Source organism: Stenotrophomonas sp. TWI819, assembly GCF_039673075.1.
In the GTDB taxonomy this organism is placed as follows: Bacteria; Pseudomonadota; Gammaproteobacteria; order Xanthomonadales; family Xanthomonadaceae; genus Stenotrophomonas; species Stenotrophomonas rhizophila_B.
The window spans coordinates 246,515-259,107 of record NZ_JBDJKY010000001.1 but is presented as its reverse complement, the minus strand read 5'-3'; the positions used below and the strand labels follow the sequence as shown (position 1 = coordinate 259,107).

General features: G+C 66.2%; 13 protein-coding genes. 3 read left to right on the top strand and 10 right to left on the bottom strand.

The features are described from left to right. Positions 1-107: 107 nt before the first annotated feature. Positions 108-824 (top strand): MgtC/SapB family protein, encoded by a 717-nt coding sequence (locus ABE463_RS01200; protein WP_346466951.1) that lies wholly within the window; start codon positions 108-110, stop codon positions 822-824. A 74-nt stretch (positions 825-898) separates the two neighbouring features. On the opposite strand, the gene ABE463_RS01195 is transcribed toward ABE463_RS01200, so the two are convergent. From ABE463_RS01195 to ABE463_RS01180, 4 genes are all read right to left on the bottom strand, one after another. Then, positions 899-1,666, bottom strand: coding sequence for a SapC family protein (locus ABE463_RS01195; RefSeq protein ID WP_346466950.1), 768 nt, complete (start codon positions 1,664-1,666; stop codon positions 899-901). An 83-nt stretch (positions 1,667-1,749) separates the two neighbouring features. After that, entirely contained in the window at positions 1,750-2,526 is a 777-nt protein-coding gene (locus tag ABE463_RS01190) for a CDP-diacylglycerol diphosphatase (RefSeq protein ID WP_346466949.1), read from the bottom strand. Positions 2,527-2,625: 99 nt separating this feature from the next. Beyond that, positions 2,626-3,252 carry a decarboxylase gene (locus ABE463_RS01185; RefSeq protein ID WP_346466948.1) on the bottom strand — a complete coding sequence of 209 codons (627 nt, stop codon included), beginning with the start codon at positions 3,250-3,252 and terminating at the stop codon, positions 2,626-2,628. A 100-nt stretch (positions 3,253-3,352) separates the two neighbouring features. Next, entirely contained in the window at positions 3,353-3,847 is a 495-nt protein-coding gene (locus tag ABE463_RS01180) for a DUF1543 domain-containing protein (RefSeq protein ID WP_346466947.1), read from the bottom strand. Between the two features lie 173 nt (positions 3,848-4,020). On the opposite strand from ABE463_RS01180, the gene ABE463_RS01175 reads away from it, so the two are divergent. Beyond that, positions 4,021-4,326 (top strand): hypothetical protein, encoded by a 306-nt coding sequence (locus ABE463_RS01175; protein ID WP_346466946.1) that lies wholly within the window; start codon positions 4,021-4,023, stop codon positions 4,324-4,326. Between the two features lie 37 nt (positions 4,327-4,363). Here the strand turns inward: ABE463_RS01175 and lldD are convergent, their stop codons facing one another. The 4 genes from lldD to ABE463_RS01155 form a co-directional block, all read right to left on the bottom strand. Then, on the bottom strand, positions 4,364-5,563 hold the full coding sequence (gene lldD / locus ABE463_RS01170; protein ID WP_346466945.1) for an FMN-dependent L-lactate dehydrogenase LldD: 1,200 nt from the start codon (positions 5,561-5,563) through the stop codon (positions 4,364-4,366). 98 nt (positions 5,564-5,661) lie between these two features. Then, a complete protein-coding gene (locus ABE463_RS01165; protein WP_346466944.1) occupies positions 5,662-6,093 on the bottom strand; it encodes a VOC family protein in 432 nt (143 codons plus the stop codon). Beyond that, entirely contained in the window at positions 6,090-6,548 is a 459-nt protein-coding gene (locus ABE463_RS01160; protein ID WP_259259831.1) for an MgtC/SapB family protein, read from the bottom strand. Before ABE463_RS01160 ends, ABE463_RS01165 begins: the two co-directional genes overlap by 4 nt. 99 nt (positions 6,549-6,647) lie before the next feature. Then, positions 6,648-7,406 carry an SDR family NAD(P)-dependent oxidoreductase gene (locus ABE463_RS01155; protein ID WP_259259830.1) on the bottom strand — a complete coding sequence of 253 codons (759 nt, stop codon included), beginning with the start codon at positions 7,404-7,406 and terminating at the stop codon, positions 6,648-6,650. A gap of 207 nt (positions 7,407-7,613) precedes the next feature. Here ABE463_RS01155 and ABE463_RS01150 point away from each other — a divergent pair, with 207 nt between their 5' ends. Beyond that, positions 7,614-8,708, top strand: coding sequence for an alkene reductase (locus ABE463_RS01150; protein ID WP_346466943.1), 1,095 nt, complete (start codon positions 7,614-7,616; stop codon positions 8,706-8,708). 11 nt (positions 8,709-8,719) lie between these two features. On the opposite strand, the gene ABE463_RS01145 is transcribed toward ABE463_RS01150, so the two are convergent. Together ABE463_RS01145 and ABE463_RS01140 are read right to left on the bottom strand one after the other, a co-directional pair. Next, a complete protein-coding gene (locus ABE463_RS01145; protein WP_346466942.1) occupies positions 8,720-10,591 on the bottom strand; it encodes a hypothetical protein in 1,872 nt (623 codons plus the stop codon). 94 nt (positions 10,592-10,685) lie between these two features. Then, a complete protein-coding gene (locus ABE463_RS01140) occupies positions 10,686-12,581 on the bottom strand; it encodes a CocE/NonD family hydrolase (protein ID WP_346466941.1) in 1,896 nt (631 codons plus the stop codon). Between the last annotated feature and the right edge of the window lie 12 nt (positions 12,582-12,593).

Genomic DNA, 12,593 nt, shown 5'->3' with positions numbered 1-12,593 from the left:
GTGGAGAGAGGGTCGGGATTTTGCTGAACAGGCGGGAAAGGAGGAAATGACCGACCGGGATATGCTTATCGGGATTTCGCCTAAGCCCTGCCCTGCAAGGACTCCGCATGCGCTTCATCCAGACCTTCCAGCTGTATCCCTTCCTGGACACCGTGGTCAGCCTGGCGGCCGCCTTCGTGCTGGGCACGCTGATCGGCGCCGAGCGGCAGTACCGCCAGCGCACCGCCGGGCTGCGCACCAATGTGCTGGTGGCGGTCGGCGCGGCGGCCTTCGTGGATCTGGGCATGCGCATCGCCGGCAGTGTCGAGGCGGTGCGGGTGATTTCCTACGTGGTCTCCGGGGTCGGCTTCCTGGGCGCAGGCGTGATCATGAAGGAAGGCATGAACGTGCGCGGCCTCAACACCGCCGCGACGCTGTGGTGTTCGGCGGCGGTCGGTGCGTGCACCGGTGCGGACATGCTGGCCGAGGGCGCGCTGCTGACGGTGCTGATCATCGCCGGCAACACCCTGCTGCGGCCCTTGGTCAACGCCATCAACCGCATCCCGATCAACGAAGCCGCCTCCGAGGCCACCTACGAGGTGCGCCTGAGCGTGGACCCTGCCGCCACGCCCCTGGCACGCGAACGCCTGGTCGACGCGCTGGAGGCCGCCCAGTATCCCGTCAGCGATGTACAGGTGAGCGAACACGGCGACGGCCCGGTCGAGCTGGTGGCGATACTGGTCAGCACGGCGGTCAGTGCCGACGAGCTCGACGCGGTGGTCGCTCGGCTGCAGCGTCAGCCAGGGGTGGTGCACGCCAACTGGGAAGTCAGTACCCGCGACTGATCGCGGCGCTTCCCGAAAAACGAAAAACGGCGGCCCTGCGGCCGCCGTTTCTGTTACTGCCTGCGTGCCGGGCCTCAGGCCTCGGCAGGCAACTGGCTCTGGCGGTTCACCAGCGCGCTGAAGCGCGCCAGCGAACTCAGGTGATGATGCACCAGGGCCAGCCAGCCGCTGCGGTGCCAGGCCACGACGGTCTCGTCCGGCAACGCGGCGAACTTCTCCACATCCACCACCTGGAAACCGTTGACCGACATCTTCCGGCCATCGGCCAAGGTGACGTCGATATTACGGTCGATCAGCAGTTCGTTTTCGATCAGGGCCTCACTGAAGCGACGGGTATGCTCATGCTCGCGGGTGAAATCGCCGCAGAAACGCATGGCGTTGTCGATCAGCTCGGTCGCCTTGCCATCCTGGAACAGCGGCAGACCTTCTTCGCTCTCGCCCTGGTTGACCTGCTTGGCGGCCGCATCCAACGCGAGCACGTAGTTGTCCGGCTCACCGGCCTGCATGAACACGAACGGGTAACGACGCACATAGGCCGGCACGTAGCTCTGCGGATCCCACACGCCATCGACCACGAACAGATTGCGTTGGGCCAGGCCGACCGCGACCAGCGGCATCGCGTCCTGGCCGGTGAAAATGATCGGATAGTGCTGGGCCAGCGAGCCGAACTCCCCGATCACGGCGGGGATCGCGTTGGTTTCGGCCGCGAAATCCGCGGTTTCCGGCAGCAGGCGCCAAGTGGCGTGCTCATCCGAACGCAGCGGCACAGCCTGTTGGTAAAACAGCGGACCGGTGGCCTGGGACGGCGCAGCGGCGGGCGGAGTCGTGGTTTCAGCAGTCATGGAATAAGTCGTATACGACGCGCCAGTCAGCCCGGGCGCGAAAGCGGGAACCGCATTGAATGAGCACTATAACGCGCCAGGCTTCACAGCACGCCATCCAGTGGTCCTGCCGCGCCGGTCAGGGCAGCGCAGGCGTGGTCCTGAAGCTCCTCACCGCTGGCCTTGTTGCCGGTTTCAAGATCCAGGCGGGTTGCCAGAAGAAGGAAGCCGGGCGCACCCGCCGCGTCGGTCTGCCCGGCCACCACCAGCGACCAGTTGCCGATATCGGCGGGGTCTTGCAAGTGGTTGGCAAGCAAACGGACCGGATTGGCCGTCAGCTCGGCACCCGGCAGGTGGCGGGCCAGATACACATGCCCACGCAAGGGCTCGGGCAACGCCTGCCAGATGCTGCCAATGGCAGGCTGCAGGCGGCGCAATTGCGTCAGGACATCGGCCCGCAGGCAGTCCACGTGGATGTGCAACTGGTGCTGGGAACGTCCGTGGGGTGAGTTCAGGGCCAGGCTGGCCACGTCACGGGGTAACGGCCGGCCCAGCGCCTGCTCGGTGTGGCTGCGGGCCGCCCAGGCAGCGGCGAAATAATTGGGTGCACCAGCCCGCAGCAGCGCCGGGCTCTCGATGCCCGACACCCGATCCAGCGGCAGCAGCAGGAACTGATAGTGGCCGTGCGAATCCTTCAGCAGGACGTCGCGTCGCCGTGCCTCGGCGGCGACGGCCAGGCAGCTGCCACGGGGGGCTGCCTCGCCCGCGCAGTCGCGCTGGATGATGCCCCACAGGGCGTCCGGGTTGGGCTGAGGTTTTGCTGACGGCAACACCGGCGTGGCGCAGGCGGTCAACAGCAGCAGCGCACAGGACAGGGACACTCGGGCGATCACGGACAGGCTCGTACAGGGATGCTGGCCCGGCCAGGCACTGCCGGCGGGCGGGCGCGATTGTACCGTGCCGCTTCTGTCGTTTCCGTGTCAGTACGTGCTGTACGGCACCTCGACCACCACCGGAGCGGCCGGCGCCGGCGGCTGCAGGGTGTAGCGATCCAGTGCGCCGTTGTCATCGGCGAACCGCTGCGACTGGGTCTGCAGGCGGTAGCTGGTCGCGCCGAGCTTGATGCTGCCGCCCTCTTCCAGCGCGGCACCGGCCGGCAACAGCAGCCCACCCAGATCGCTGTAGGCGCCCCCGGCCTCGGAGAAAACGTGGTCCAGCAAGGCGTCTTCGCGCTTCATCGCGAACACATGGCGGTCGCCATGACGCTGGTTGAAGTCCTCGTTGCCGAGCAGATCCGCAATCCAGACGCCGGGCAGGCGGTAGCGGGTTTCCAGCCCGATCGCATCGAGCCGTTCGCTGTCCACGACCAGGCAGCACACCGCCTGCTTGTTCTCGCGGTCCAGGACCGCAAAGCGGGTGCCCTTGGCCACGTCGCGCGGCAGGATCGCGAACGGCAGATCCTCCAGCACGGGCGCTGCGCCATTGGCCGAATGCAGATTGCGCCACCCTCCAAACACCGGCGCCTCCGGCTCGGCGGCCATCACGCTGCCTGCCAAGGCCATTCCCACCGTCACGATCAAGGCGGCCGTGATCTTCCTGCTCTGCATGCTCTGTTTCCGTTGGTTGACCTGTCGCGGCGATACCGCCGGACCTCACAAGACCGCGACACTATGCGCCAGCGACAGGCCGACGGGCAATCGGTGCCGCTCAGCCGATCACGATGTAGTCACTGACCAGACTGATGCCCTGGTGGTCCCCGCGTTCGAGCTGCACGTGGCGGCCGCCGACCTGATCGATGGCGATGCAGTCGTCCACTTCCAGCAGGGCATCGGTATGCGGCTTGAACCAGCTGGCATCGCGCAGCGCCTTGGCCTTGCGCTTGGCCTCTTCAACACTGGTGGCGACCAGCAGCCGGTAGTCATGCGCCTCGCCCAGCGCGCCGGCGGCATACCCACCGAGATTGAGAAAATACAACCGCGGCCCACCGACAGCATGAGCCACATCGGCGAAGCGAACCCGGTACTCCTCCACCCCATCCACGGCGAGCCAGCCATCGACATGCAGCCCTTTGCGCTCGCCGAACCAGTCCTGGCGCAGCTGCGGGTAGGCCTCCTCGATCACATCGACGTTGGCGAAAGCCACATCGTGGACCTCGATCCGGGCCCGGGCGTGCCGCCCGCCAAGCATGAACACGTGCAGCACCTGCGACTCCCGGCATGACCGATGTTGAGCGGGTATCCAGTGTAACGCCAGGCCGGCGGCGTCCTGGCCCCCGCGCGCGATCCATGCTGCGTCGAACCGTCGCGGGGTGGCCACCACACGCCCATGCGCACCGCGGTGGTATGGTCGGCGCCTGACCCCGCAGGAGCGACCCGATGGCATCCCTTTCCCGTTATCCCCTCGCCGCGACCATGCTCGCAGGCACCCTGTCACTGACCGCCTGCGTCAGCACGCCGGGGCCGGAAATCAAGGGGCCGGGCCTGTGCAAGGCCGACGCGCTGGGCTGGGCCGTGGGCCAGAAGGCCGACGAAGCGAACATGCGCAAGCTGCTGGTGCAGAGCGGCGCCGGCCTGATCAATCCGATCGGCCCGGCCACGATCACCACCCGTGACCTGCGCCAGGACCGCCTGCGGGTGTTCATCGACAAGGACAACGTCATCACCGCCGTCCGCTGCGAGTGATTCTTCCGCGGTAGCCACCCCATGGGTGGCTGGACCGTCAGATCGCAGAGTTTCCGTGCAGCCACCCATCGGGTGGCTCTACCGGTGGTTGGCGCCGTTGGGTGGCGTCCACCAGCAAATCAGCACTGATATCGGCGATGGTCTTCGCGCCGGTAAGCGTCATCGCCACGCGCATTTCCTTGGCAATAAGATCCAGCAGATTGGCCACGCCGGCCTCGCCCTGCGCGGCGAGCGCATACACGAACGCACGCCCCAGCAGCACGCTGTCCGCGCCGAGGGCAATCATGCGGACCACATCCAGGCCGTTGCGGATGCCGGAGTCGGCCAGGATCTTCAGCTCGCCCTTCACCGCGTCGGCAATGGCCGGCAGCGCCCGCGCGGTGGACAGCACACCGTCGAGCTGGCGCCCACCGTGGTTGGAGACCACGACGCCATCGGCACCAAAGCGCACGGCATCACGCGCATCGTCCGGATCGAGGATGCCCTTGATCACCATCGGGCCAGTCCAGAACTCGCGGATCCACTCCAGGTCTTTCCACGAAATGGACGGATCGAAGTTGTTGCCCAGCCAGCCGATGTAATCGGCCAAGCCGGTCGGGCTGCCGCGATACGTGGAAATGTTGCCCAGGTCATGCGGGCGGCCGAACAGACCAACGTCCCACGCCCAGCGCGGGTGGGTGACCGCCTGCAGCATGCGCCGCGCCGGCGCGTTCGGGCCACTCATGCCCGAATGCGCATCGCGGTAACGCGCGCCCGGCGTCGGCATATCCACAGTGAACACCAGCGTGGTCACGCCCGCCGCCTTGGCCCGCTCCAGCGCATTGCGCATGAAGCCGCGGTCCTTGAGCACATACAGCTGGAACCACATCGGCCGGTCGATGGCCGGGGCTACTTCCTCGATCGGGCAGACCGAGACGGTGGACAGCGTGAACGGGATCCCCCGGCTTGCCGCTGCCCTGGCCGCCTGCACCTCACCACGGCGCGCATACATCCCGGTCAGGCCGACCGGTGCCAGTGCCACCGGCATCGCCAGACGTTCGCCGAACAGCTCGGTTTCCAAGCTCAGATCGGACATGTTGCGCAGGACGCGCTGGCGCAGCGCGATGTCCGACAGGTCCGTGACGTTGCGTTTCAGCGTGTCCTCGGCATACGCGCCGCCATCGATGTAATGGAACAGGAACGGCGGCAGGCGGCGTTGTGCTGCTGCGCGATAATCGGTGGAGGCGGAAATGATCATGGCTCATCTGCGCTGGAACGGCCCCCAGTGAACCGCAGATCGCAGGGCATGCCAACCAGACCATTGGTCGAACGCCTTTCCGGCCGCCCTCCGGACGATCAGCCGCAGTCGCTGGAGCGACCCTTCAGTTCCACCAGATTGCCGTCGGGATCACGCAGGCGCAGCGACAGCCCATCGCCTTCCGCGCCGTAGTTGCGCTCGGCCGGCCCTTCCAGCGTGAGCTGCTGCCCCTCCAGATGCGCACGTACGTCTGCCTCATCGAAGGGTTCCACGCGCAGGCACAGATGATCGACGTTGCGTCCTTCGCGCCCCGGCGCCGCGCCGCCCTTGGCGCCCAGCGGGCCGTCCACACTGACCAGATCGATCATCGATTCGCCGGCATGCAGATGCACCATGCCCAGCGAAGGGCGCTCGCGTGCCACGGTGCAGCCGAGGATGTCGCGATAGAAGTGTATGGCCCGCGGCAGATCCTGCACGCGCAGCACCACATGGTCGATGCGCTGAATGTTGAACGGTCGTTCGCTGCTCATGAGGACTCCAGTTTCTTGGCGATACGGCTGAATACGACCAGCACGATCAGGCACAGCACACTCACACCTGTGGCGATCACGTACTCGCCGATGCCGACCGCGATGCCGATCGCGGCGGCCATGATCAACGAGCTGGCGGTGGTCAGTCCGCTGACCTGATCATCGCGCGAGCCCCGCAGGATCGTACCGGCCGCGACGAAGCCGACGCAGGCCACCACCGCTTCGATCAGACGGACCGGATCGACCTGCAGCAGGTCGCGGTAGCGCTCTTCCTGGAAGTGTTCTGCGATGCTGTCACCGAGTCCAACGATCAATGCCGCCGCACCGGCAATCAGCATGTGTGTCCGCAGCCCAGCCGCGTGCTTGCCCATCTCGCGCTCGATGCCCAGGGTGCCACCCAACAGCATCGCCACGGCTATGCGCAGCAGGATCGATAGATCTTGTTCCAGTCCCATCTGCGTCTCTCATCCGGCAATGGACGGAGCGTCGCAGACAGGGGCGTCTGAGCACCGTGAAGCCAGTGGCAGGCCCGGGTGAGCCTGCCGCTGCAAGGCCTACTGCGCCAGATAACCACCATCGATGGCGTAGTAGGTACCGGTCGCGAAGCTGGCATCGGCACTGGCCAGCCATGCCACCAGGGCCGCGACCTCGTCCGGGGTACCGAGGCGCCCAAGCGCATGCTTGCTCTCCAGCGCCTGCTTCACCTTAGGGTCCATCTTGTCCAGCAGCGGCGTGGCGATGAAACCGGGGCCCACGGCATTGATGCGGATCTTGTCTGCGGCATGTTCCCACGCGGCCGTCTGGGTCAGCCCGACCACACCGTGCTTGGCAGCGGCGTAGGCGGAGGAGTTGCCGAACCCCACCTGGCCCAGGATGGAGGCCATATTGATGATGCTGCCGCCCTTGCCCGCGCTGCGCATCGCCTGGATCTGCGCCCGCTGGCACAGGAACACGCTGTTGAGATTGACGTCGATGACGTTCTTCCAGCCCTCCACCGGGTAGTCGCCGCTGGCTGCCGACGGCCCGCCGATACCCGCGTTGTTCACTGCGATATCCAGCCCGCCGAGTTCCTCGACGGTCTGCTTCACGGCCGCTTCAACGGCGTGCTCATCAGTGACATTCAACGCAATGCCGATCGACTTCACGCCTTTCTTCCGCAGCGCCTCGGCGGTCTTCTCGACGGCGTCGGCCTTGAGGTCCCACACCGCCACCGCCGCACCGGAATCGGCCAGCAGTTCAGCCACGGCCAGGCCAATGCCGGAGACGCCGCCGGTGACGATGGCGACCTTTCCCTTGAGTTGATAATCAATCATCGCGTTGTTCCTCGGGTTGGAATAAGGCTGCGGGCAGTGCGTGCCCATGCCTCGACCATACGCCGCGAAAACGTTACAGAACGTGCACAGCAGGCTCCGCAACAATCCTTCCCATCGCTGCAACGCACCTGCGCCTATGCTCGGGGTCGTACGCCCACATACCTGATTCCTCCGCCGATGGCGGCCCCCCTCCCCCAAGGTAAACCCATGACAGACTCCAGTGACGGCCAGTTGTTCTCCCCCACCCGTCTGGGGGCCATCGACGTCGCCAACCGCGTCGCGATGGCACCGCTGACACGCAACCGCGCGATCCACGACCGCATCCCCAATCCGCTCGCCATCCAGTATTACGAACAGCGCGCCAGCGCCGGCCTGATCATTGCCGAGGCCACCCAGATCAGCACGATGGGCCAGGGTTATCTCGACACACCCGGCATCTACAGCCAAGCCCAGATCGACGCCTGGAAGAAGGTCACCGATGCGGTGCATGCACGCGGCGGCAAGATCGTGCTGCAGCTGTGGCATGTCGGCCGCATCTCACACACCAGCCTGCTGCCCGAGGGCGAGGTCCCGGTAGCACCGAGTGCCTTGCGTGCCAACACCAAAACGTTCACGGCCAAGGGCTTTGAAGAGGTCTCCGAACCACGCGCCCTGCGCCTGGACGAAATTCCCGGCCTGATCCAGGACTTCCGCCAGGCCGCGCGCAACGCGATCACCGCCGGTTTTGACGGCGTGGAAGTGCATGCCGCCAACGGTTACCTGATCGACCAGTTCCTGCGCGATGGCAGCAATCAGCGCACCGACGAATACGGTGGCAGCATCGAGAACCGCACCCGCCTGCTCGATGAAGTGGTCCGCGCGATCGTCTCGGAAATCGGCGCCGAACGCACTGGTGTGCGCCTGTCGCCGGTGACGCCTGCCAACGACGCGGAGGATTCCAACCCGCAGCCGTTGTTCGAACGCGCCGTGGAGCGCCTGGATGCCATCGGCCCGCTCGCCTTCATCCATGTGATCGAAGGGGCGACCGGTGGCCCACGCGACAACATCGCCTTCGACTACGCCGCCCTGCGCGCCAAGTTCACCGGTGCCTGGATCGCCAACAACGGCTATGACCAGGCACGCGCGGAAGCCGCCGTGGCGTCGGGCTATGCGGACATGATCGCGTTCGGTCGCCCCTTCATCGCCAACCCGGATCTGGTCGAGCGCTTCCGTCTCGGCGTGGCGCTGTCCGAGCTGGACCAGGACACGCTGTACGGCGGCGGTGCGCACGGCTATACCGACTACCCCAGCGTTTCCGGCTGATCCGCGCGCGGTTACCGGTCGCGCATCGCATCGGTCACATCGCCGCCGGCAAGCCCCGGCAGCAGCGCCCGGGGCAGCTTGCAGGGGCGCGTGGGCACACTGTCCACGCGCCACCCGCGCCCGAGCAGGACGCCCTTGCCCTTCGAGGGCGGGCCATTGGCGGGTGCCGGACAGCTGATGTCGCTGAGCAGCACCTGTCCGTCGCGATCCAGCCATTGCTGGACGAAGTACTCACCATCGGCAAAGCGCATCGTACCGAGATTCACCAGCGTCAGCGGCTGACTTTCCACGTCCCCTTGCCAGGTGGACTGCAGTTCCACACCACTGAACAGCAGGCGTCGCCGCAGCAGCACCTGATGGTTGGCATCCAGCAGGACCAGTTCCTCATCGCCCCCGTCCAGATAGCGGCGCGTCCAGGTGCGGTCCGTGCCCCAGGGCAGGATATCGAAGCTCTCTGGCGGCGCCGGTTCGCTGCCATCGGCCAGCATCATGCCCAGTTTCCCGTCCCGGCGGAACACCACCCGGCCACCATCCATGCGCACCACACCTTCGAACGGACGACCCACGATGCGGTCACGCTCGAGGTTGTACAGGTGGTTGACGCCGGCGGCCTGCTCCCGGAGCACCAGCAACGGCGGGGCGACGTGGTTTTCGTCGATGGCCATGTCGGCAGGCACCGTGTAGGCCGTGCGTCCATCCCACCACAGGCGTGGCGAGGATTCGCCGCCGAATGTGCCCAGCAACCCACCGGCAACTGCATCGAAGCTGTCCACGTTCGACGGCGCGAATACCACCTCGCCGTCGCAGTCGAGCACCGCTGCAGTGTCGTTCCCGGTGGGATGGCGCACGCGCCATGGCGGTGCCTGCCGTTGTTCGGCATCGGGTTCGTCGAGCACTACCGCCAGCGCGGCCGGGGCAGCGGTGGGCGGGCGGACGCCCTCCTTGTCCAGCACCTGCCAGCGGCCACCGCAGTAGTCCAGGCGCACGTTGCCGTGCTGTGCGGCAAAGTGTCCGTCGGCCATCAGCCAGCCGGGCTCGGGCGTGTCCTCGGCGCTGCCGGTGGCGTGCCGGTTGACCTGCTCGGGCCAGTCGCGCCGGCCCGCAGTGCCGCCATACTGGCGATAACGGGGATACAGGCCATCCTGGTGGTAGCGCGCACTGTCCGTCACCCTGCCCTGTGCATCCACCCGCCGCCACAGCTCGCCTTGGCGCAGCCACCAGCCACCGTCGGTGACGGGCAGCAGTGCGTCGATGTCATCGGAAAACAGCGTCGTACCGGATTCATCCCGCACGTCGCAGTGCTCAGGCACCTGGACACTGCACGCGACATACACGTGGCGGCCGGCGAACGGCCCAGCCACCCACTGGACCTGCCGCTCGTCCAGTTCCATGACCGCGCGCCCGCGCAGGTCATGGAAGCGCAGGGGACCACTGCGGGCGTTCCACAGCACGCGATCGGGTACCGCCAACGGCACCCATTCGCCATCCTTCAGCGCTGGAAAGCGAACCTGACCCAGCGCATCCACCACGCCCCGGCCACCGACCGCCTCACCATCGGCCTGGATGAAGGCCTCCCACAACGGATCACCGGGTGCGGCCTGCGGCAGCACGAACCGTTCGTGGTACTCGGTATAACCGCGGTTCTCACGCAGCAGTCGTCCTGCATCGTCGTACCACTGCTGCGGCGTGGTGGGGCCCTGCGCACGCATCCAGCGGTCGGCGGACAGCCGGTGCATGCGCGCGCCATTGGGCGGCACCAGCAGGCGGCCATCCAGGGACACCAGCGCCTCGGCGCCGAAACTATTGCCCAGCACGGTGAACGACTGCGCCGGCGCGCCGCCTGCCAGCGACATCAGCGCGCCTACCACGAACATCCTTTTCATCGGTCGCATCATGCAAAGTGGAGCTGCACGCTAGCGCCTGTCCCTTGGCGATGCAATGCATCCGGCAACATCCGTGCGCGCGATACTCCGGCGCTCAGTACACCGGCAATGAAATGAAACTGGCCTGCTGCGGCGCGTGCCAGATCTGCTGCGTCGCCTTCTGGTAATCGCCCGGCTTGGCAAGATAGATGTTCGGCACGAACGTCTGCGGATTGCGGTCGTACAGCGGGAACAGGCTCGACTGCACCTGAACCATCACCCGATGGCCCGGCTGGAACACATGGTTCGCCGTTGGTAGACCGAACGTGTAGTCCAGCACCTGGTTGCTTGCAATCGCCTTCGGGTCGCTGAAGCTCTCGCGGTACCGGCCACGGAAGATCGCCATCGAGACTGACAGCTCGTAGCCGCCCATCTCCGGCGTCGACGGCGTCTGGTCGGGATACACATCGATCAGCTTCACCACCCAGTCGCTGTCGCTGCCGCTTGTGGCCGCCTGCAGATTGACCTGCGGCGCACCACCGATCCGCAGCGGTTCGGTCAAGGGCTCACTGACGAAGGTCAGCACGTCCGGCCGGCCATCCACGAAGCGCTGATCTTTCACCAACCAGCTGGTCCACATATCGCGGTCGGCGAACCGCACCGGGCGTGGCACGAACGGCACCGGCTTGGCCGGATCGGACACATAGGCCTCGAACGTCGCCTCACCCGCCTGCGGTGCCTCGAAGGACAGCTTACCGCCCGCGCGCAGGTACAGCGGCCTGGACTGCGCCACGCTGCGCGGCCACTGCTGCAGCCTGTCCCAGTGGTTCTCGCCGGTGTTGTAGATCAACACCGGCGGTGTCTGCGCCTTGGGCGCGCCATCGACCAGGTACTGATCGAAGAACGGCTTGAGCACATCGCGGCGGAACTGCAGCGCGGTGTCGCCGTCGAACTTCAAGGCGCCCAGACTGCTGCCGTCATAGTTGACCTGGCTGTGCCGCCACGGTCCCATCACCAGATAATTCAGCGTGTTGCCGGTGTCACGCGGCTCCATCGCCGCATAGCTGTGCACCGCGCCCCACATGTCTTCCTGGTCCCACAGGCCCTGCAGCCACATCGTGGGCACCTTCAGCTCGGTCTTGGCCATGCGCGCGTCCAGCGCCTGTTCCTGCCAGAACGCGTCGTAGCTGGGGTGCTCGATCAGCTTGTGCCACCACGGCAACTGATCCAGCCCATTGGCCTTGGCGTAGTCCCCGGCCGAACCGGCGCGCAGGAAGGTCGTGTAGTCGTCGTAACCCACGCTGGCGATCGACGGGCCCTTGCCGCGCTTGGCCAGCTGCCCGGTGAAATAGCCGAAATTGACCTGACGGAACGCGCCGTAGTTGAGCCAGTCATCGCCCATCCAGCCATCGATCATCGGGCTCTGCGGGGCGGCCACCTTCAACGCCGGATGCGGGTTGGTCAGTGCCATCACCACGGTGAAGCCCTCGTAGGACGAGCCCAGCATGCCGACCTTGCCGTTGCTCTCGGGCACATGCTTGACCAGCCAATCGATGGTGTCCCACGCGTCGGTTGCGTGGTCCACCTTGGTGGTGTTGAGCGGCCCACGCAGCGGCCGGGTCATCACGTAATCGCCCTCGGAGCCATACTTGCCGCGGATGTCCTGGAACACCCGGATGTACCCGCCATCGACGAACACCTCGTCGCCCTGCGGCAGGATGTCGCGCATGTTCGGCGAATCCATGCGTTTGGCGCGGTTGGCGGCATCGTACGGCGTGCGGGTCAGCAGGATCGGCGCGTTCCTGGCGCCCTTGGGCACCACGATCACCGTGTAGAGTTTCGTTCCGTCACGCATCGGCACCATCACCACGCGCTTGTCGTAGTTGTCCTGCGCCGTGGGCGTCACAAATCCTTTGGCGGGAATATCCGGGGTCATCGGCGAGGTCTGCGCCGACACACTGGCCGCCACCATCAGACTCAACAGCGCAACTGGCAATACACGCACACGCATGGGGCTCTCCCG